The sequence below is a fragment of the Brenneria sp. g21c3 genome, assembly GCF_040240345.1.
Classification (GTDB): Bacteria; Pseudomonadota; Gammaproteobacteria; order Enterobacterales; family Enterobacteriaceae; genus Brenneria.
On sequence record NZ_JBEIAB010000007.1, the window covers coordinates 108,552 to 128,680 of the forward strand.

Consider the following 20,129-nt stretch of genomic DNA (forward strand, 5'->3'; position numbering starts at 1 on the left):
TCCGACCTGTAACCATCATACTGCAAGTTGCCGCCGGGTGGGCCGTCGGCATATTGACGCGGGCGGGCTGTCGCCGGCCAACCCGCGTTGCGCGTGATAAAAAGCAATCTACCCGCCGGAGAATTAAACGCGTTGCCAGTCGCCGGCCGCTGGCGCCAGCCGCGTCGGCGCGGGTTTTTTCAACGCCGGCGCCGGGGAGTCGCCGCGCGTGTCGCCGATATTGAACGCGCTCATCAGTTCCACCAGTCTGGCGGACTGGTCGCTGAGGCTGTCCGCGGCGCTGGCGGATTGTTCAACCAGCGCGGCGTTTTGCTGGGTCACCTGATCCAACTGGGTGATGGCGTCGTTAATCTGGCCGATGCCGTGCTCTTGCTCTTCCGTCGTGACGCCGATTTCGGCAATCAATCCGGCGACGTGGCGGGCCTGCTGCACCAGTTCATCAATGGTGGCGCCTGCGCCGCTGACCAATGACGCGCCTTTTTCCACCGTCGCGACGCTTGCGCCGATCAGATCCTTGATTTCTTTGGCGGCCGATGCGGAACGTTGCGCCAGCGCGCGGACTTCGCCTGCGACCACGGCAAAACCGCGGCCTTGCTCGCCCGCTCTGGCGGCTTCTACGGCGGCATTCAGCGCAAGGATGTTGGTCTGGAAGGCGATACCGTCGATCACGCCGATGATATCGCCGATTTTCTGCGAGCTGCCGCTGATTTCCTGCATGGTCTGGACGATATTCCCCACCGCCTGTCCGCCCTGCGCGGCCGTGGCGCTGGTGGTGTTGGCCAACTGGGTCGCGGTGCGTACCGTATCGGCGTTTTGACGAATGGTCTGACTCATCTGTTCCATCGCCGCGGCCGTTTGTTGCAGGCTGGCGGCCTGTTCTTCCGTACGCTGGCTCAGATCGGTGCTGCCGGCCGCGATTTCTTTGGCGCCGGTGGCGATGGATTCGCTGCTCTGCCGTACCTGATGAACCATCACGAGCAGCTGTTCGCGCATGTCGTTCATGGCCGCCAGCAGGCTGCCGGCGTCGCCCTGGCGCAGCGCGACCTGCATGGACAGATTGCCTTCCGCCACCTGATGGGCGATTTGCGCCGCATAGGCGGGTTCGCCGCCCAACTGGCTTTTAACCGTACGGGTAATCAGCCAGGCGATCAGCGCGCCAATCAGCGCGCTGATGGCGGTGACGATCAGCAGCAACGTTCCCGTCGATTTTGCCTCATCCATAAAGCGATGCGACATCGCGATGGTATCGGCCTTGTGCTCCTGGATCATTGCGTCCAGCGCCGCGATCACCCGGTTCTGCGGTTCGATCACTTCAGCCAGAATATAGGCGCGCGCGCTTTCCTGCTCACCGGACAAGCTCATCTCAATCGCCTTTTTGACCGCTTCCGAGTACGCCGGACGGGTCGCATTCAGATTATCCAGCAGCTCGCGCGAGCGTTTGAGCTTCAGGTTCTTATCCAGCAGCGTCATTCGTTCGTTATCACTAACGATCAGGCGCTCAATTTGTTGATTGCTTTCCTGAATACGATGCTTATCGGTATATAAAGCCATGTCGCGAATCAATCGTGACGCGGTATTCATATTATCTTTGATTTCTTGCATCAAGATCAGGTTGGTTAGCCGGGTATTCGCCAGATAGTCCATATGGTTCGCTACGCTGACCAACTGGCCGCGTCCGAAAATCGCGGTGAGCAGGCCAAGTAAAATCACTAACGTAAAACCGGCGCCCAGCATTGAGCTGAGCTTCATATTTTTCAACTTATTCATAAATATCCTTTGCCATTTTATTCTTCCCTAACGAAGAGCGTCTTGTTTCGGAGGAGGGTTGTTGTGTCTACCCGTCATTTTGTTCGCGTCTTCCCTGCCGCGAATTGCTGCGGGAAACGGTCGCCGCGCCCGGCCGCAGAGTCGAGTTATGAGATAGCGAATTGGGGCGGAAGATTCTATTGGATTCCAAGGTTTAGATCGAGTTAATGTTTTGTTAATAATCTTTTGGCGAATGTGTTTTTCGGCCGTCATCGGCGCATTCCCTTGATGCGCATCCGGCGACTGCGCCGCAGTCGCCGGTTCGACGGGGTGTATTAAGACGACGTCAGGCGTTGCAGGGTCGTCAATTGCTCGACCGCCTCATGCATCGCATCCATTCCTTTGGCCGCTTCCTTCAAACGTCCCATATTGGCGGTTACGTTATGACGCTCCTGACTGGTTTCGGTGCTCATGACGGCGATCTGGTCGGCGGCTGAAATGCTTTGATTCGCCATATCCTGCGTGGTGCTGACGGTTTGCGCGGCGACGTTGCGGATACGCTCAATGGTGTCGACCGCCGAACGGATATTCTGCCTGGTGGCGTCGGCCTGTTCTTTGGAAGAGCGGGCCAGACGCCGGACCTCGTCGGCCACCACGGCGAAGCCGCGGCCGGCATCGCCCGCGCGTGCGGCTTCCACGGCGGCATTGAGCGCCAGCAGGTTGGTTTGATCGGCTATCGCGCTGATGCCGACGGTGATCTGCGTGATGCCGAGAGAAATCTGCTCCAGTTGGTTTAGCTCCTGCTCCAGATTGTTTTGCGCCGTGCGCGTCTGCATGGCCGCGGCGCTGATGGCGCGGATGCTGGACTCGGCGATGTCCAACGTTTCGGTCTGCCGGGTCGTGGCGTGCTCCAACTGCGGCAGCGTCGTCAGCAGCGGGTTGAGTTCTTCCTGATAAGCGACGACCCGCTGGATCACGCCGGACTGGATGCCGTGCATGGCTTCCCAGCGCCGCAGCGCCCGCTGGGCATAGTGGCCGGCGTAGGCCGCGTATTCGATGGGAAAATGCGTCATGGCTTTGACGTCGTGATCGAAAAACGCCAGCGCGGATAGCGTTTGGTTGATGGGGACGCCGAAAATCTCGCCAAAGCTGGAAAAACCGGCGGCCGGCACCTGATCAAAGAAGCCGGCGTGTTCCAGGCTGGCGGCGTTGTTCATTCTGCGCAACACGCAGTCATTCAGCAGCAGACCCGTGGGTTTGCCCTTATCGGCCAGGAACCGTTGCCAGTCATGGCGGGTGGCGGCGACAAAGTCCGTTGCCTGAAGAAGATACAGGCGATCGCCGAACGCTAAATCGCAGAAGAACGCGATGCGGTCGGGGTGAATGGCGGCGATCGAACGAATAAAATATTCGTTATCGACCTTCACCCCGAAGGTTTTCCCTGTCAGTTGATCGGCGATTTGCTCCGGTCGACAGCGCAGGTATTCGGCCAGCGCGCTGACGATCGGCTGGGGCCGTCCGTTGGCGTCGAAAACCGACCGGACGGTGCGGGCCACCGGATCGGCCTCCGCGACCAGCCAGCTTTGCTCCGTAGGGGTAAAGTTCTGGCTCTTGAACGGCGCAAAGGATTTCCCTTCAGCCATCTGGCAAAACACCAGCACGGCCTTGCCTTGCAGCACGCCGTCGCGGCGACCGATATAGGTGGCGCTGAAGTCGAGCTTGCCGCCGGCCGAGCCGCCAATCGCCAGGCAGGGAAAGCGGCCGCTGTCATACCATGCCTGCATCAGAAAACCTTCTGAGGCCGACAGGCCGTCGCAATAAATCATGGCGAAAGTGCGATCGGCGGAAAGCGGCATCTTGAGATTGAGCCGCTCCAGTTCCTGACGAATCGCCGCCACTCGCTCGCCGGCGCCGGCCTTTCCCTGTACATGCAAATCAATAACGTGAACTTCATGACGGGCGATCAATGTCTGCGGCAACCATAGCCAACTTCCCTGGCTTCCGCTCATTGCGCAATAGGTCGAGGTCTGCGGACGGCTGCACAGCGCGCCGGAGGATGAAAGGGCGATAACCGTCAGGTCGTCGTCTGAAAACCGCTGCCAGGCGCTATTGACCCTGGCGAAATCGGCATCGGGCGGCACGAACGCGAACAGCAGCCCCGAGGGGGCGGAAAGACCGATTTTACTCAACGAGGCGGGTAACGCATCACAGTTATAGACGCCGCTGGCGGGCGATTTGACGCCGAAAAGACTTGCTCCTGCACGGAAAGACGACAGCATTCCCATAGTAGTTCCCTCTCTTCAATTGAATCATGGAGTAAAACGAATCATTGAATCATCCGAGTCTAGCCTGCGACGTATTTTCTGAATGCGTTACGGGTCACGTTTATCCGCCGCATGAAAAGGCGGGGCCGGGCGCCGCGTCGCCCGGCTTATTATCAGGCGATTAGTCGCGAATAAATTTCACGCCCGGCCTGGCGCGTTCGTCCACGCTTAACTCAAACACATCGGGGCGGGCATAGTGACCGACCACATCGAAATCGTAACGAGCGCGTTTAAGCTCCCGCGTATCGATTTCCGCGCTGATCAGACCGCTCTCGTTTTTGAACGGGCCGGCCAGAATATCGCCCAGCGGGCCGACGATCACGCTGCCGCCCTGAATCAACGGCCGGTTTTCATCCCAACCCGCGACGCTGATCCCCAGTTCTTTCGGCGAGGGTTGCACCTGACAGGCGCTGACCACGAAACACCGCCCTTCATGCGCGATATGACGCATGGAGCACAGCCACATATCGCGTTCGTCGACCGTCGGCGCGCACCAGATCTCCACGCCTTTGGCATACATGGCGGTGCGCAGCAGCGGCATATGGTTTTCCCAGCAGATTGCCGAGCCGATGCGTCCGGCCTCCGTCTCAACCACCGGCAGCGTGGAGCCGTCGCCCTGACCCCAGATCAGGCGTTCGGTGCCGGTCGGCATGAGTTTGCGGTGTTTCGCCGCCAGTCCCAGCGTCGGTTCGAAAAACAGCGATGAACAATATAACGAACTGCCGGACCGTTCGATGACGCCGACCACCAGCGCCGCGCCGGTGCGGGCGGATAAACCGGCCAGCGCCTCGGTTTCCTCGCCGGGCGCTTCGATGGCGTTGTCGAAATAGCGCGCGAACGCTTCCCGTCCTTCCGGTAACCGATACCCGAGATGCGTACCGAATATCTCGCCCTTGGGATAACCGCCGAGCACGGCTTCCGGCAGCACCACCAGTTTTGCGCCGCTGGCGGCGATGGCTTTTTCATAGGAAAGAATGAGTTTCAGCGTATCGGCTTTACCGCTGGGCAAAGCGCCGATTTGCAGCGCGGCGACGATGGATTGAGTCATGGCAAAAAACCTCTGAAGGGACGGAGACCTGATGATATAGAATGCGCTGTTACCAATGAAGAGCGAATGGTTGCTAATCGATATGAATGATATGAATATCGTCAGGGCCGACCTGAACCTGTTAAAAGTGTTTGAAGCGCTGTATGAAGAAGGCAGCGCCAGCCGGGCCGCCATCCGTCTGCATGTCACCCAGTCGGCGGTCAGCGCCTCGCTTGCCCGTCTGCGCGAGCTGTATGGCGAGCAATTGTTTCAGCGTACCGGCCACGGGCTGGCGCCGACGCCGCTGGCCAGTCAGCTAAAACCCGTCGTGACGGAGGCGTTAAACCGGTTTCGCCAAAGCCTGTCGATGGTCTCCCCGCAGGCCGAAAGCTATGAAGGGCGCTCGCTGATTATCGGGCTTTCCGACGACTTTGAAATCGCCATCGGCTCCCGGCTGATCGCCATTATGGCTGAACGGGCGCCAAAACTGCGGCTGATTTTTCGTCAGACGCATAGCCAGATTGTGTCGAGCGCGCTGATGGAGCGCCAAATCGATATTGCGATTACGTCCGGCGGCTTTTCCAGCCGCGCGTTGAGCCACGCGTGGGTGGGGGAAGGGGAGTATGCCTGTCTGGTCGATCCTGCATTTCATCCGGCCGATGAGTGCATGGACCTGGAACGCTTTGTGGCGAGCGATCACATCCTGATCTCATCCGGCGGTTTTATCGGCATTGTGGATGAGGCGCTGGCGGCTGCCGGTCTGAAGCGTCATGTCACGGCCGCCACTACCCATTTCGCCGCGCTGCCGTATCTGCTGAAAGGATCGCCGGCGATAGCCACCATTCCGGCGCATGCCGCGCTGGCCATTGCCGGCAACGGCGGATTACGCCTGTTGCCGTGTCCGGTCGGTTTGAGCCGTTATCCCATCGAGGTGGGCTGGCGCGCCGCCGGTTCATTCGACAAAATTGAAATCAAGGTTAAGGGCGCGATAGAGGAATGTTTCAGGCAACCGTAGCCGGATGTAAGGCTACGGCCGTCGGCAATCAGCCTTTGCGCAGACGCACCGCCAATCCTTTCAGGAAATAACGCAGCACCTGATCGCCGCAGGCGCGGTAGTTTTTGTGTTCCGGCGCGCGCAGCATGGCGGTCAGTTCCGGCTGCGACAGGCGGAAATCCTGCGACTGAAGAATTTCCTGAATATCGGTGGTTTTCAGCGCGAATGCTACGCGCAGTTTTTTCAGGATGATGTTATTGGTGATCCGGCGTTCGATTTTGGGGGCCGGGCGGCTGTCGTCTCTGCCGCGCCTGTGGATAATCAGCCCATCGAGAAACGCGCCCATCAGCACATCCGGGCAGAGCTGGCAGCCCTCTTCCTCTTCTTTTTTGACGAACGCGGCCATTTGCTGCGGCGTGACGCTGACGTCCATCAGCGCCAGAATTTCAATCAATTGTTCGTTATTCAGGTTTAGCATGTAGCGCACGCTACGTAATACATCGTTATTTATCATTACCGGATGATTCCCGCCGCTGATGATCATTATGGCCGGGTAGTATAAAGCGATCCGGCCGTAAACGCAGTAAAGGATACCTCGGCGGCGGCGGGCATTGCCGCGTCGGTCAGTGGAAGGTCTCTCTGCCGGTGAAATGACCGACCCAGCCCGCCGGGTTGGTAAAGATGCGGATAGCGACAAAATCCGGGTATTCGCCGCTGTCGAACCAGTGCGGCGTATTGGCCGGCACGCGCAGCAGATCGCCGGCTTCGCAGGTCAGGCGGAAAACGCGGTCGTTAATCGGCACAAAAAAGGTGCCGCTGCCGTGGACGAAAAAGCGCACTTCATCTTCGCTGTGGGTGTGCTCATGCAGAAATTTCTCCCGGAGTTCCTGACGTTGCGGGTGGTCCGGCGTCAGGCTGATCACATCCGACGAGGTATAGCCTTCCTGTTGTTTGAGTCGTTCGATATCCGCGCGGAAATGCGCCAGCAGCGCTTCGCTGTCGGCGTCATGGCTGATGCCGTCGGTCGGCCAGCGCTCCAGTTGAATGCCGGCGCCGGCAAGCAGCGCGGCGATCTCGTCGAAGCGGGTCAACTGTTGAACCGGTTGGGCTGTTTGCGGACGCTGAAAAATAGAGAGTGTGGTCATGGTTGTTACCTCAGGCCATTAGCAAGAATCCGTTAACCATCATCTTTATAGGGGTAAAAAACAAGACGCTTTATTTATATCTTATTCCAGCATTTTCCAAGAAAAAAAACGAATATGTTAATATTTTCAACCACTCGTTAACACCAATCCCGATTAGTTAATAGCGATTATCACTTTTGTTATTTAGATTTAAATTTTTCTACTGTTAGCATCATTTACCGCTATTAACTGTATAAAAATCAGGATGAAAACCATGATCGTTCATTTTCGTCGTTTGGGATCGCTGGCGTTACTGCTTGGTCTGGCCGGCAGCGCGCAGGCAGCGGATGAGGCGCTTTCACTCAAGGGAAAAACCATCGGCGTGGCTGTGGTGGGAACACAGCATTTTTGGGATCGCGAGGCTTATAAAGGAGCCACGGCGGAGATAGAAAAACTGGGCGGCAGCGTGGTGGGCGTGGACGGCGGACGCGACAACCAGGTGCATGCCAATAACCACGATATTTTGCTGGCGCGCAAGGTGGATGCGGTCATCAGCATTCTGGGGGACAGCGCGGTAGAGCCCAAGTTCAAGGCGCTGCGCGACGCGGGCATCCCGGTCTTTACCGTCGATCACGTTTCGCCGTACTCCATCAACAACACCACCTCCGACAACTACGCCATCGGTTCGACCATCGGCCGCTACACGGCGGATGTGCTGGGCGGCAAGGGCAATGTCGCGGTGTTCAATGCGTTCTCCAACTCGCTGCGCATTTGCGGCATTCGTTACGATCTGTGGAAGTACGTGTTGCAGGACTATCCCGGCATCAAAATTATTCAGCCGGAGCTGGCGGAGCAATACTCCAATTCGCCGGAAGATGCGCGTAAGAAAACCCTTGAGCTGCTGAGCCAGCATCCGAAAGGCACGCTGGATGCGATTCACGTCGCCTGCTGGGATCAGCCGGCCATCGGCGTGGTGCAGGCGCTGGAAGAGACCGGACGCGACAAGGACGTGAAGGTGACGGCGATCGACGCCGGCCCGGAAACGCTGGAAATCATGGCGGAGCAGGGCAGTCCGTTTGTCGCCAACGTCGCGCAGCAGCCGCATTTGATTGGCTCGCTGTCGGCGAAGAACGTGGCGCATTACTTTGCCGGCGAAACGCTGTTGCCGCAAACCTTTGTGCCGGTCTTGCCGGTGAAAGGCGAAGCCGAGGCGAAAGCGGCCTATAAGCAACTCGGCTACGGCGAACTGAAGTAATCATGACGGCGAATGCAGGCGCGTCGGAGCCGGCCTCCGCGGGGCTGGTGATGACGCGGATTAACAAGCGCTTCGCCGGCGTTGCCGCGTTGGAGGATGTTTCGCTGCATGCCGCGCCGGGCGAGATCCACGGCCTGATTGGCGAAAACGGCGCCGGAAAATCCACCCTGATCAAGATCCTGGCCGGAGTGTATGCCCCGGATAGCGGTTCCATCCTGTTCGACGGTCAGCCGGTGCATCCTGTGACGCCCGCCGTCGTGCATGCTCACGGCGTACGGGTGATTCATCAGGAATTACATCTGATCCCGCATTTCACCGTCGCGGAATCGGTGTTTATCGGTCAGGAGCGCCGTCACCGCTGGCTGGGGCTGGACCGACGGGCGATGCGCCGTGAGGCCGAGCGTTTCTTTCGGCAGACGCTGAATCTGCCGATGGATGCCGACCGGTTAATTCGCGATTTAAGTCTGGCTGAACGCAAGCTGGTGCAGATTGCGCGGGCGCTGATCGACGGCGACGCCAGGCTGGTGGTGTTTGACGAACCGACGGCGCCGCTGGAGGCGCGGGAAGCCGGTCAATTGCTACAGACTATTCTGGCGTTGAAGCAGCGCGGCATCGCTATTATCTATATTTCCCATTATCTCAATGAGATAGCTGATATTTGCGACCGTGTCACGGTATTGCGCAACGGTCGCAAGGTCGCGACGCTGGAGGCGCAGGCGGCGCAAAATATCGACGGAATGATCCATCTGATGGTGGGACGCGACATCAACACTCTGTTCGCGCCGCCGCAACGCGCCGTTGCCGACGGGCGTCCCTTTTTGCAGGCGGATCGCCTTACCGACGGGCGCTATTTTCGGCCCGTCAATTTTTCGGTGGCGCATGGTGAAATCGTCGGCATCGCGGGGCTGCTCGGATCGGGGCGCGAGGCGGTGATTGATGCGCTGTATGGATTAACGCCGGCGCGCGGCGGACGCCTGTTGATTAACGGCGTGGCGCGCCGTATTCGCTCCCCGGTACAGGCCATCGCGCTGGGGATGGCGCTGGTTCCGCGCGATCGCCGCCACCTGGGGCTGATTTTGCCCTGGTCGGTGGCGGATAATATCAATCTCTCGTCGCTGCCCGCGGTGGCGCGTCACGGCTGGCTGCGGCGCGCAAAGGCGAAACTGCGGGCGCGGCAACTGGCCGATAAGCTGGATATCCGGCCGCGCGAGGTGGAGCGGCCGGTGCGTTATCTGAGCGGCGGCAATCAGCAGAAAGTGATTCTGGCCCGCTGGCTGAGCACGGACGCCTCGCTGTTTATCCTTGATGAGCCGACGCTGGGCGTGGATATCGGCGCCAAAGCGGAAATCTACCAGCTCACCCGCCGACTGGCGGAGCAGGGGCGCAGCGTGATGGTTTCTTCCAGCGACGCCGGCGAACTGCTGGGGCTGTGCGACCGTATTCTGGTGATGTGGCGCGGCGAACTGATCGCCGATGTCGGTACCGAGCAACTCTCGCTGGATACGCTGCTGGCGCTGACCAGCGGCGGCCGGGAAAAGGAAGCGATATGATACGCGATGCCGGTTTGCCGTCGGCCGACGCCCGTCCGTCGGCGCTGCTCGATAAAATCCCGCTGCTGTTATTTGCCGCGCTGTTGCTGTTCCTGTGCGTACAGGCGCCGTACTTTCTCTCCTGGCAGAACATCGCCATTATTCTGCGTCAGACGGCGCCGCTGGCGATCCTGTGCTTCGGGCTGGTGTGCGTGATCGCCGGCGGCGGCGATGATGTGGTGGCGGGCGGCATCGATCTGTCGCTGCCGGCCATTGCGGTGCTGGCGGTGGCGATCGTCAGCCACGGGCTGACCAACGGCGGCGACGGCTATCTATGGCTGACGCTGCTGGCGGTGTCGGCCACGCTGCTGGCGGGCGGGCTGAATGCGCTGCTGGTGGTGCTGGTGCGTCTGCCGCCGCTATTGGCGACGCTGGCGTGTTCCGTGGCGCTTACCGGCCTGACCAATCTGCTGACCCGGCAACGCCGTATCAGCGTCATTGATCCTGCTATCGTGGCGTTTCGCGATAACAGTCTGCTGGGTTTGCCGCTGGCGGTATGGTTCATGCTGCTGGTGTTTATCCTGTTTCAATTTATTGTCCACCATAGCCGCTGGGGTCAACATTTACAGGTGGTCGGCGGCAATCCGGAAACGGCGCAGATGTCCGGTCTGTCCGTCCGCGGGCTGGTGACCGGCTCCTATCTGCTGGCGGCATTGGCGGCGGCGCTGGCCTCGTTAACCCTGCTGGCGCAAGGCTCCGGCAGTTCGCCCGGCACGGCGGAGCCGCTGCTGCTGGAAATGGTGCTGGCGACCTTTATCGGCGCGTCGTTTTCCCGCCGCCGGGTGGTCACTATCTGGGGCGCGTTGTTGGGGGCGCTGTTGGTGAATGCGTTATCAAACGGTCTGGCGCTGTTGCGGGTGGATATCTTCTGGGTAGGCGCCATCAAGGGTGTGTTGATTTTGCTGGTGCTCGGCGCGGGCTCGTTGCAGCAACGGAGGAACGGATCGTGAAGCTGAACGTGATGCCTTCTTTCCCGGCCCTATTCCGGCAAGGCAATCCGCTGCTGACGCTGTTTGTCCGCTACGGTTTTCTGCTGATTCTGCTGGCGTTTTTGCTGTTCTTTGCGCTGAGTAATCCGCTGTTTCTGACGTTCGGCAACTGGGCCAATCTGGTGCAGGGCAGCGCGGTGCTGCTGATCGTGGCGCTGGCGATGACGTTGGTGGTCGCCGCCGGCGGGATTGATTTGTCGGTCGGGGTGGCGCTGGATTTCGGCGCCGCCTTCGCGCTGATCGCGCTTAAGGTTTATCAACTGCCGTGGCCGGCGGCGGTGCTGGCGGCGCTAATCGGCGGCGCGCTGGTCGGTCTGCTGAACGCATTGCTGATTATTTATTGCCGGATAAAACCTTTTCTGGCCACGCTGGGCACCTGGTTTATCGGCAGCAGCATCGAGCGTATTTATACCGACGGCGGCGGCCCGATAGCCTATCGCCGCATGGCGCCGGAGTATCACCAACTGGCGGTCGGCGATCTGTGGGGGATCCCGCAGCCGATCCTTATCGTGCTGGCGCTATTAATCATTTACTACCTGTTGTTTGAGCGCGCCGTCGTCGGTAAGCGCCTGCACGCGATTGGGCTGAACACCCCGGCGGCGCTGATCGCCGGCGTTAATGTGCGTCGGTCGCTGTTCTGGCTGTTGATTGCCGCCTCCGTAACCTGCGCCGTCGGCGGCGTTATTTTATCCGCCAATCTGCGGCAGTTCACCCCGCTGGCGGGACAGGCCTATCTGATGGACGCCATTGCGGCGGTATTTATCGGTACGGCGTTTCACGCGCATGGGCGGCCGAACGTGCCGGGTACGCTGATCGGCGTCCTGTTCCTCGGCATGATCGCCAACGGTCTGAATCTGATGGGATTAAATTTCATGCTAAAAGACGCCCTGACCGGCATTATTCTGGTTGTCGCGCTGGCGCTGTCGTTCCTGCAAGGGCGTCTGCGTCAGCGCCTGTGAGCGGCGTCGGCAGAATCTATATGGGTATCAAGGAGTCAATGTGAGTCAGTTTGATGCGGTTTTTGTCGGATTAACCATTCTGGACGTCGCCGGTCGTTCGGTCAGCGAGCTGCCTGCCGGCGGCGATGTGCGCTTCATCGAACAGATCCGCCTGAACCCGGCCGGCACCGCCAGCGGCGCGGCGATGAACGCCGCCAAGTTGGGGATCCGCACCGCCACCGCCGCCTGTCTGGGGGAAGATGAAAAGGGCGATTTTATTCTTGGCGTCTACCAGCGGCTGGGGATCGATTGTTCGCTGGTGCAGCGTACCCGCGAGGCGGAGACCTCGGCCACCATTCTGGCGATCCGCCCGGACGGCGAGCGTTCGGCGTTGCATTACCGCGGCGCGTCCGATCGGTTGTTTATCGAGGAACAGGATTTCGACGCGGTGTGCGATACGCGCTTTTTGCATCATGGCGGCACCGGCCTGCTGGCGAGGATGGATCAGGGGCAGAGCGCCCGACTGCTGCGCCATGCCAAAGCGCGCGGGGTCACCACCAGTCTGGATTTGATTGCGCCGGATAGCGCGACGCTGTCGCTATTGACGCCGCTGTTGCCCTATGTCGACTATTTTATGCCGTCGCGTCAGGAAGCGATCTTTTTGTCGGGCAGGGATAATCTGGCCGACAGCGCGGCGTTCTTTCTTGAGCGCGGCGTCGGCGTCTGTATCTTCAAATCCGGCGCCGAGGGGTCTTACGTCTTTGGTCAGGACTTCTCTTTGCATATTCCGGCTTATCAGGTGGCGGTGGCCGACACCACCGGCTGCGGCGACAGTTACTGCGGCGGGTTTATCGCCGGGCTGGCGCGCGGCTGGGATCTTGAGCGCGCCTGCCGCCTCGGCTCGGCGGTCTCGGCGCTGGTGGCGACCGGATTGGGTTCCGACGCCGGCGTCGTCGACTGGGAGCATACCCAGCGATTTATGGCGCAAACGAAGACGTTGTGACCTGTCGCTGTTTATGGGATTACCCCACCCCAACCCTCCCCTTCGCAGGGGAGGGAGTTGACTATCCCCCTGCGCAAGCAGCTCTTTCTTATACACAAATGCGGGAGCGTTGACGGGGTTGGTTGTTACGCGGCGTAAAAAATTATGCTGAGGAGATAGCAGGCTTAGGATGAGCCGCATGGATGCGGCGAAAGCTTGCGCCACGTCGGGAACGTGTCGCAAGCGGTCCGTTAAGCCTGATACCGACGAAGGCACCGCGCAGCGGCATAATTTAGCCACAAGCCCGGGTTCGTAGGGTGGTGGCGCTTGAACCACCCTGCGTCGGGCGCGTGCTGCGACATAGCATAGAAATGACGGCCTTCTCGCGCACGAAATAACACTGAGCCTACATATACCGTTATCGGTAAATATGTGACTAAGAGACAGTGTCAAGGGGGAGGCCGGGAGGAGGTAGCGGCAGGCGTCGTCAGTCAATTGATTGACCCCACCCCGACCCTCCCCTTCGCAGGGGAGGGAGTTTTGCTCCTCCCCCTATCAAGGGCTGTCTCTTAGTCACATTTTTATGCGGACTCAGAGGCAGTTTCGTGCGCCACAATGCCGCCATTTCCATGCTACGTCGTAGCACGCGCCCGACATAGGGGGCTCAAGCGCCAGCCCCCTATGAACCCGGGCTTGTGGCTAAATTATGCCGCTGCGCGGTGCCTTCGTCGGTATCAGGCTTAACGGACCGCTTGCGACACGTTCCCGACGTGGCGCAAGCTTTCGCCGCATCCATGCGGCTCATCCTAAGCCTGCTATCTCCTCAGCATAATTTTTTACGCCGCGTAACAGCCACCTCCGTCAGCGCTCCTGCATTTGTGTATAAGAGACTGTATCAAGGGGGAGGCAAGGAGGGGGTCAACGCTCAACCTACTTCCACGCATACAACAGCGGTTCGCCGCTGACAAAGCGCTCCAGCTCGGCGGCGATCATGGCGGTGTGTTTGCTCAGGGTTTCCCGCGTGGCGCCGGCGATGTGCGGGGTGATCACCACGTTGTCGAATTCGGTGACGAACGGATGATGCCGCCACAGCGGTTCGCTGTCGTAGACGTCCAGCGCGGCGCCGGCCAGCCGTTGGTCGCGCAAGGCGGCGATCAGATCCGCTTCCCGTATTACCGCCGCGCGCGAAGTGTTGATCAGGTAGGCGTGCGGCTGCATGCGGTTGAGCAGCGCGGCGTTAACCAGGTCTCTGGTCTGCGGGGTGCTGTTCAGGTGCAGACTGACGAAATCAGACTCGGCGAACAGCGTCTCCAGCGTGGTTTTGCGCACGCCGGGCTCGTCTATTTCTTCCGCCGCAACATAGGGATCGGCGATCAGCAATTGCATGCCGAACGCCCGCGCCAGCCGGCCCACCCGTTTGCCGATGCTGCCGTAGCCGACGATCCCCAGCGCCTTGTTGCGCAGCTCGCTGCCCTTAAACACCTCGTAAGGGCTCTCTTTGGTGACGTCCCAAACCACATCCTGCCGCAGACCGGCCTGCGTAGCGCTGTTTTGCCGATCGTCGCGGGTGAACTCGCCGCGTTTTAACGCCGCGTGCGCCTGCGGAATATGGCGCGCGACGTTGAGCATCAGCGCCAGCGTCAGTTCCGCGGCGGCGTCGGCGTTGCGCCCCGGCGTGTAGATCACCGGAATGGCGCGATCGCGGGCGGCGGCGACGTCGATATTCACCGGGTTGGCGCGGGTACAGGCAATCAGCCGCAGACGCGGGCAGGCGGCAATCACCTCGGCGGTGATATCGTCATAGCTGGTGATGAGGATCTCCGCGTCCCGCGCCAGCGCAATCAGCGCCGCGGCGCTGAGTTTGGGCTTGCCGACGGCCCAACCGTCTAAAACCAACTCGCCCAAACGACGAAACCGATCGAGGTCGCCGGCATATTCGGCGGTAAAAATGATTTTCATGATGGAAATGTGCCTTCTGCAAGCTGGTTCAGCGCCTGTTCGCGGGCCTGCCACAGGGGTTGCAACTGGTCGCGCAACTGGCGAAAGACCGGAAACAGCGTCTGGTAATGGCGATGCGCGCGCGGATTGGGCGCAAACGTCTGCCGACCCTGGTTGCCCGCCAGATCGGACGGTACGATTTTTTCGCCGACGGCCAGCGCGGCCAACATCGCCGCGCCGCGAGCGCTGAGCTCTTTCGCCGGGCTGGCGATCACCTTGCGTCCGGTGCAGTCGGCGATGATTTGCAGCCAGTAGGGCGAGGCCGCGCCGCCGCCGGCGATATAGAGATCGCCGCCGTCAGGGTAATCGGTCAGCGAGTCCTTGATAGCATAGGCCAGCCCTTCGAATACCGCCCGCAACAGGTGCGCATTGGTGGTGTGCTGACCGATGCCGAAAAATCCCGCTCGCGCCGACTGATTGTAAAACGGCGCGCGTTCGCCGTTCAGATAAGGCTGATAAAACACGCCGTCGCTGCCCGGCGCAATGCGGCTGATTCGCTCGCCAAGCTCCTCGAAGTCGGCGGTATCCGCCAGATGCGCCAGCGCCCAGTCAATATTCGGCGTGCCGGACTGCATGGCGAACAGGTTAAGGTAATGTCCCGGCCAGGCATGAGCGACAAAGCGCGTTTTGGCGCTGACGCGCGCCAGTCCGCGACAGACAATCCCGGTACAGCAGGTGGTGCCGAGAATGGTGAAAATATCCCCGTCGCGCACCGCGCCGATGCCCAGCGCCGCGGCGGAGACGTCCAGCGCGCCTGCGCCGATCGGGGTGTTAACCGGCAGGCCGGTGAGGGCGGCGATGTCGTCGCTCAGCGCGCCGGCGATCGCCTGCGGTTGCAGCAGCGGCGGAAACAGAGGACGGAACGCGCCCAGCTCCAGCGTATCCAAGACGGTATCCGACAAGGTTTCGCTGCGCAGATCCAGCAGCGAGGTGCCGGCATCGGTTAATTCAAGGTTGGCCCTGCCGGTCAGGCGAAAACGCACCCAGTCTTTGGCGAAAAAGAAGTAGTCGGCCGCGCTCAGCGACTGGGGCTGATGCCGCGCCAGCCAATGCAGGATCAGGCTGCTGTTGCAAGGCAACAGCGGGGAGCCGGTGGCGGCGAAAAACGCGGCCTCAAGCGCCGGATCCTGTTTCAACTGCGCGACGCGTTGCGCCGTGCGGGTATCGCTCCACAGGATGGCGCGACGCACCGGTTCTCCCTGACGGTCGCTCAGCCAGACGCCTTCCCCCTGACCCGCCAGCCCGATGGCCTTCAGTCGTCCATGCCGCAGCAGGGGGGAGCGCGCCAGCGTGGTCAGAGTCGTCAGCACGCCTTGCCATAAGCCGGCCATATCCTGTTCCGCATAACCCGGCAAGGGCGTCTCGGTGGCGTTGGCGGCTGAGGCGATCTGATGTTCATTGAACGCGGAATCGAACAGCACCGACTTCACTTTCGAGGTGCCGATATCAATGCCTATGTAGTAATCCATCCGTCATTCACCTTCTGTATTGCGGGCGAAATCAGGGTAATGGAAAATCCGACGGCGCTATATGCCGATATCGGCAAAGCAAATCATCAGGGGAGAAATAACCCGTGGGCGGGGAACGCGGTTTTCGCGACGCTCAGGGGGCGACCACCACCACCTGCAATCCGCTGGTCAGCCATGCGTCGAGCTGATGTTGGAGCGCCTGGGTCAGCGGGCCTGCGGTAACCAGCACCCAGAGCTTGTCCGGCTGCACTTCCGGCGTGATGTCGTCAAGCGCGGCGCCCAGCACGTCGAAATGGAACGCGGCGGTAGAGCGTTTCAGCGCTTCCAGCCATACTTCCGTGTGATCGCGTAAATGCCAGCCGGCCAGAAAGGCCTCCTGTCCGCGACGGCGGCGGTTGCTTGCCAGACAAAACGCGCTGTATCCGACGATCTGACCGTCGAGCACGGCGCGCAGCGTGCGTACCGCGGCATGGTTACTGCTCAGCCGCATCCGCAGCGGGCGCAATACGTTATCCACCAGCGCGGCGCGCGGATATTCGCGCCCCGTTTCATAAAGAAGATGGCGCAGCGCGGACACCTGGCCCTGTTGCAAATGCGCCAGCATTTTATCCTGCAAGCGGCGCCAGTTATCTTCCGGCGCATAGCCGTGCGCGCCGTCGGCCAGCAGCGGTTTGACCTGACCGATCGAGACGCCTTTTTTCAGCCAGACCAGGATGCGCTGCACCTGCTTGAGGTCTTCATCATTATAGAGCCGGTGGCCTCCCGGCGTGCGCTGCGGCTGCAACAAACCGTAACGGCGCTGCCAGGCGCGCAGCGTAGCCGGCGTGATGCCGCATTGTTCAACGAATTCGCCGATGGTATAGACTGCCATAAATGCTTACGAAGCCATTGTTATGTAGGGATAGTCAGAAGGTAACGCCGGGCGCAAAGTTATACAAATGTTTTATCTTGTACAACCTTGACGCGCCCGGCGTCGGGCGCGTGCGGTGGCGCGGCTTCAGAATGGCGATAGGCCGGCGGAAAACAACGCCATCGATCAGAGGTTATTTTCCTGCGTATTGAGCGCCTGGCGCAGATCCTCTATCAGATCCTGCGGGTTTTCAATGCCGACGGACAGGCGCAGCAACTGCGGCGTGATGCCTTTCAGCAGCCGTTTTTCCAGCGGCACGGAGGCGTGGGTCATGGCAAAGGGCTGACTGATCAGGCTTTCGACGCCGCCCAGACTTTCCGCCAGCGTGAAAAGCCGGGTTCGCTGGATAACCGCGCGGGCATAGCCTTCGTCGCCCTGCAAACGCACCGAGATCATGCCGCCTGCGGCGGACATCTGGCGCTGCGCCAGCTCATGCTGCGGGTGGCTGGGCAGTCCCGGATAATAGACCTGCTCCACCTGCGGCTGTTGTTCCAGCCAGCGGGCGAGCAGCAGGGCGTTTTCACTGTGGCGCGCAATACGCAGCGACAGCGTGCGAATGCCGCGGATGGTCAGGAAGCTGCTGAACGGATCGAGGATGCCGCCCACCGCGTTTTGCAGATAGCCGAGCCGCGTGGCCAGATCGCTGTTGTCGCCCACCACGGCGAGCCCGGCGATCACATCCGAGTGGCCGTTCAGATATTTGGTGGCGGAATGCACCACGATATCGAATCCCAGCTCCAGCGGCCGTTGCAGGGCCGGCGAGGCGAAGGTGTTGTCCGCCACGCTGATCAGATCATGGCGACGGGCGATGGCGGCTATCGCCGCCAGATCCGCCAGCTTCAGCAGCGGATTGGTGGGCGTTTCCACCCAAATCATACGGGTCTTCGGGGTGATGGCCTGTTCCAGCGCCTGAAGATCGGCCGGATCGACATAGGTCACCTGTAGCCCGGCGCTGCGCTTGCGTACGTTTTCCAACAGCCGCCAGGTGCCGCCGTAAAGATCGTCCACCGCCACCACGTGGCTGTCGTGATCGAGCAGTTCGAGAATGGTCGCGCTGGCGGCCAGGCCGGAGGCGAAAGCGAATCCCCGGCTTCCGCCCTCCAGTTCCGCGATGGCGGCTTCCAGCGCGCTGCGGGTCGGATTGCCGCTGCGCGAATACTCGTAGCCGGTATGTTCTCCCGGCGCGGGTTGCGCAAAGGTCGAGGTGGCGTAAATCGCGGGCATTACCGCGCCGGTGCTGTCGGGCGTGTAGCCGGCGTGGACGGTTCGGGTATCAAAACGACTCATAACATATTCCTTGTATCAGAAAGCGAGCGGGGCCAAACGCGCATTTAGCGTAGCGCTTGTCGCCAGTGGTTCAGCACATCGGTGCGGGTAATCAGGCCGAGAAAACGTTCGCCGTCGAGAATGATGGCGACGTGTCCCCGATCGAAAGTCGCGAGCAGTTCCTCATGGGATGCGGATTTATCCAGCGTATTGACCTCGTCGGACATGGCGTCGCGGGCGGTGAGCGAGAAATGCTGCGCGTCTTTTTTCAGGCTGTTGAGCAGATCCCATTCATCAATAATGCCCACCACGCGATCGTTCTCCAGCACCGGCAACTGGGAAATGTCATACAGACGCATGCGGGCATGCACCAGCGCCAGCGTGTCGTCGGGGGAAACCGACACCGTGGCGCCTTCATCGTGCCGGTAGGTGATCAGATCGCGCAGATCGCCGTGCGGCGGGCGCTGAATCAAGCCCTGCTCGATCATCCAGTAGTCGTTGAACATCTTGGAGAGGTATTTATTGCCGCTGTCGCAGATCAGGGTGACCACGCGCCTGGGTTCGGTCTGCGCGCGGCAATAGCGCAGCGCGGCGGCCAGCAGCGTGCCGCTGGACGATCCCGCCAGCACGCCTTCTTTTCGCAACAGCTCGCGCGCGGTCGTTAAGGACTCGGCGTCGCTGATGGCATAGGCCTGCGTGACCTGGCTGAAATCGGCCAGCTCGGGGATAAAGTCTTCGCCGATGCCTTCCACCCGCCAGCTTCCCGCCTCCCCCAGCGTGCCGTATTTCAGGTAATCGGTAAGGATGGAGCCTTCCGGGTCGGCCAGGACGAATTCGGTGTCCGGCGATACCTCTGCAAAGTAGCGGCTGAGGCCGCCCAGCGTGCCGCCGGAGCCCACGCCCACCACCACCGCGTCGACATGCTGTTCCAACTGCCGCCAGAGTTCCGGGCCGGTGGTGCGGTAGTGCGCGGCCGGGTTGGCCGGGTTATTGAACTGATCGATGTAATATGCGCCGGGTATCTCGGTCGCCAGTCGGCGGGCATAATCCTGATAATAGGCGGGATGCCCTTTGGCGACGTCGGAGCGCGTCAACAGCACCTCCGTTCCCAGCGCCCGCAGATGGAAGATCTTTTCCCGACTCATTTTGTCCGGCACCACCAGCACCAGACGGTAGCCTTTCAGCGCCGCCACCAGCGCCAGCCCCAGACCGGTATTGCCCGCCGTGGCCTCAATGATGGTGCCGCCCGGTTTCAGCCAGCCTTGCTGTTCCGCATGCTCAATCATCGACAAGGCGACCCGGTCTTTAATCGAACCGCCGGGGTTCTGATTTTCCAGTTTGACAAACAGCCGGCACGGCCCGGTGTCGAAATTCGTCAGTTCAAGTAACGGCGTGCGGCCAATGAAATCAAGTACTGAAGTAGAGATTGCCATGTGTTGTCCGTCCAGAAATAAACCGCGTGCCGCCATATTAGATCCGCGATAAATCAGGACGAACGAAATAAATCACCAATAGATA

Annotated in this window: 16 protein-coding genes; 6 read left to right on the plus strand and 10 right to left on the minus strand. The window is 60.5% G+C overall.

The window, feature by feature from the left end:
- Positions 1 to 123: 123 nt before the first annotated feature.
- From ABRZ28_RS12930 to ABRZ28_RS12940, 3 genes are all read right to left on the minus strand, one after another.
- A complete protein-coding gene (locus ABRZ28_RS12930; RefSeq protein ID WP_330520443.1) occupies positions 124 to 1,767 on the minus strand; it encodes a methyl-accepting chemotaxis protein in 1,644 nt (547 codons plus the stop codon).
- Positions 1,768 to 2,081: 314 nt separating this feature from the next.
- On the minus strand, positions 2,082 to 4,025 hold the full coding sequence (locus ABRZ28_RS12935; protein WP_413556266.1) for a methyl-accepting chemotaxis protein: 1,944 nt from the start codon (positions 4,023 to 4,025) through the stop codon (positions 2,082 to 2,084).
- A gap of 166 nt (positions 4,026 to 4,191) precedes the next feature.
- Positions 4,192 to 5,118 carry a carbon-nitrogen hydrolase family protein gene (locus tag ABRZ28_RS12940; RefSeq protein ID WP_319604860.1) on the minus strand — a complete coding sequence of 309 codons (927 nt, stop codon included), beginning with the start codon at positions 5,116 to 5,118 and terminating at the stop codon, positions 4,192 to 4,194.
- 55 nt (positions 5,119 to 5,173) lie between these two features.
- On the opposite strand from ABRZ28_RS12940, the gene ABRZ28_RS12945 reads away from it, so the two are divergent.
- On the plus strand, positions 5,174 to 6,112 hold the full coding sequence (locus ABRZ28_RS12945) for a LysR family transcriptional regulator (protein WP_330520444.1): 939 nt from the start codon (positions 5,174 to 5,176) through the stop codon (positions 6,110 to 6,112).
- Between the two features lie 28 nt (positions 6,113 to 6,140).
- Here ABRZ28_RS12945 and ABRZ28_RS12950 read toward each other — a convergent pair whose 3' ends face one another.
- Together ABRZ28_RS12950 and ABRZ28_RS12955 are read right to left on the minus strand one after the other, a co-directional pair.
- A complete protein-coding gene (locus tag ABRZ28_RS12950) occupies positions 6,141 to 6,605 on the minus strand; it encodes a YehS family protein (protein WP_319604858.1) in 465 nt (154 codons plus the stop codon).
- Between the two features lie 109 nt (positions 6,606 to 6,714).
- Complete coding sequence (locus ABRZ28_RS12955) at positions 6,715 to 7,236, minus strand: 1,2-dihydroxy-3-keto-5-methylthiopentene dioxygenase (RefSeq protein ID WP_319604857.1); 522 nt, start codon at positions 7,234 to 7,236, stop codon at positions 6,715 to 6,717.
- Positions 7,237 to 7,489: 253 nt separating this feature from the next.
- On the opposite strand from ABRZ28_RS12955, the gene ABRZ28_RS12960 reads away from it, so the two are divergent.
- From ABRZ28_RS12960 to ABRZ28_RS12980, 5 genes are read left to right on the plus strand one after another with little or no spacing between them, the layout of a single operon-like run.
- Positions 7,490 to 8,470 carry a sugar ABC transporter substrate-binding protein gene (locus ABRZ28_RS12960; protein WP_413556260.1) on the plus strand — a complete coding sequence of 327 codons (981 nt, stop codon included), beginning with the start codon at positions 7,490 to 7,492 and terminating at the stop codon, positions 8,468 to 8,470.
- Between the two features lie 2 nt (positions 8,471 to 8,472).
- Positions 8,473 to 10,020 (plus strand): sugar ABC transporter ATP-binding protein, encoded by a 1,548-nt coding sequence (locus tag ABRZ28_RS12965; protein WP_319604856.1) that lies wholly within the window; start codon positions 8,473 to 8,475, stop codon positions 10,018 to 10,020.
- Positions 10,017 to 11,009 carry an ABC transporter permease gene (locus ABRZ28_RS12970; protein ID WP_330520446.1) on the plus strand — a complete coding sequence of 331 codons (993 nt, stop codon included), beginning with the start codon at positions 10,017 to 10,019 and terminating at the stop codon, positions 11,007 to 11,009. The genes ABRZ28_RS12965 and ABRZ28_RS12970 overlap by 4 nt, the downstream gene beginning before the upstream one ends.
- A gap of 11 nt (positions 11,010 to 11,020) precedes the next feature.
- A complete protein-coding gene (locus ABRZ28_RS12975) occupies positions 11,021 to 12,007 on the plus strand; it encodes an ABC transporter permease (protein ID WP_319604961.1) in 987 nt (328 codons plus the stop codon).
- 40 nt (positions 12,008 to 12,047) lie between these two features.
- Entirely contained in the window at positions 12,048 to 12,989 is a 942-nt protein-coding gene (locus ABRZ28_RS12980; protein ID WP_330520447.1) for a carbohydrate kinase family protein, read from the plus strand.
- A 909-nt stretch (positions 12,990 to 13,898) separates the two neighbouring features.
- On the opposite strand, the gene ABRZ28_RS12985 is transcribed toward ABRZ28_RS12980, so the two are convergent.
- The 5 genes from ABRZ28_RS12985 to ABRZ28_RS13005 all read right to left on the minus strand — a co-directional run bounded on the left by ABRZ28_RS12985 (position 13,899) and on the right by ABRZ28_RS13005 (position 20,044).
- Positions 13,899 to 14,927: a 2-hydroxyacid dehydrogenase gene (locus tag ABRZ28_RS12985; RefSeq protein WP_330520449.1), complete on the minus strand. Its 1,029-nt coding sequence runs from the start codon at positions 14,925 to 14,927 to the stop codon at positions 13,899 to 13,901.
- Complete coding sequence (locus ABRZ28_RS12990) at positions 14,924 to 16,435, minus strand: FGGY-family carbohydrate kinase (protein WP_330520450.1); 1,512 nt, start codon at positions 16,433 to 16,435, stop codon at positions 14,924 to 14,926. The genes ABRZ28_RS12985 and ABRZ28_RS12990 overlap by 4 nt, the downstream gene beginning before the upstream one ends.
- A 133-nt stretch (positions 16,436 to 16,568) precedes the next feature.
- Positions 16,569 to 17,306, minus strand: coding sequence for a MerR family transcriptional regulator (locus ABRZ28_RS12995; protein ID WP_319604851.1), 738 nt, complete (start codon positions 17,304 to 17,306; stop codon positions 16,569 to 16,571).
- A 165-nt stretch (positions 17,307 to 17,471) separates the two neighbouring features.
- Entirely contained in the window at positions 17,472 to 18,632 is a 1,161-nt protein-coding gene (locus ABRZ28_RS13000; protein WP_319604850.1) for a trans-sulfuration enzyme family protein, read from the minus strand.
- Between the two features lie 44 nt (positions 18,633 to 18,676).
- Positions 18,677 to 20,044 (minus strand): pyridoxal-phosphate dependent enzyme, encoded by a 1,368-nt coding sequence (locus ABRZ28_RS13005; protein ID WP_330520451.1) that lies wholly within the window; start codon positions 20,042 to 20,044, stop codon positions 18,677 to 18,679.
- Between the last annotated feature and the right edge of the window lie 85 nt (positions 20,045 to 20,129).